Origin of the sequence: Chryseobacterium metallicongregator (assembly GCF_031324065.1) — a bacterium.
GTDB lineage: Bacteria > Bacteroidota > Bacteroidia > Flavobacteriales > Weeksellaceae > Chryseobacterium > Chryseobacterium metallicongregator.
Genome location: NZ_JAVIXS010000035.1, coordinates 1 through 1003, shown reverse-complemented (window position 1 = coordinate 1003; position 1003 = coordinate 1). Strand labels below are relative to the sequence as shown.

General features: G+C 43.4%; 1 pseudogene. It reads right to left on the bottom strand.

Features of this window, described 5'->3' with window-relative positions:
* Positions 1–1003, bottom strand: a pseudogene (locus tag REB14_RS24145) (choice-of-anchor L domain-containing protein); the annotation flags it as partial.

Genomic DNA, 1003 nt, shown 5'->3' with positions numbered 1-1003 from the left:
GCTGACACGGACATAAATGGTTGCATTTCCGGAAAGATAAGCTGCAGGATTGGCAATGGTATTGGTATTTCCTGCATTGGCGTCTGCCAAAGTCGTATAATATGAAAACACAGTTCCGGGAGTAGTACTTATTAAAGTTTGTGCGGATGTTAAATCGAAATTAGCTGTTGCGGAGCTGGAACATTCGCTTAAGGTTGCGTTCTGAACTACCGGAACCACACCTTGAGTTACGGTCACGGATTTTTGATATTGGCAACCTGAAGGCGTAGTAACAGTCACTGTATACACACCTCCTGCCGTAACGGTATTGGTAGATCCATTTACCCCGTTTGACCAGGAAAAAGTATTTCCGGTTCCTGTAGAAGTGGCTGTTAAAGTAGTTGCTGAAGATTCACAAAGAATCAGGTTTCCTGTAATCTGTACATCAGGATTGCTTTCAGCATTGATGGTAACAGAAGTAGAAGTACTTGTACATGATCCATTGCTGTTGGATAGGGTATAGGTTCCCGGAGAAGTTACGGTAATAGATTGTGTTGTTGCCCCTGTAGACCATATATTTCCAGTAGTTTGGTTTGAGGTAAGAGTCACGCTGCCACCATAACAAATGGTAGCTGATGAAGGAGTGATAACAGGATTTACAGTCTGTGTTACTGTAAGCTGCAATTGAGCCACTTTGAAACATGCTCCTGAGCTGACACGGACATAAATGGTTGCATTTCCGGAAAGATAAGCTGCAGGATTGGCAATGGTATTGGTATTTCCTGCATTGGCGTCTGCCAAAGTCGTATAATATGAAAACACAGTTCCGGGAGTAGTACTTATTAAAGTTTGTGCGGATGTTAAATCGAAATTAGCTGTTGTGGAGCTGGAACATTCGCTTAAGGTTGCGTTCTGAACTACCGGAACCACAGATTGAGTTAAGGTCTCGGATGTTTGAGAATGGCAACCGGAAGGCGTAGTAACAGTCACTGTATACACACCTCCTGCCGTAACGGTATTGGTA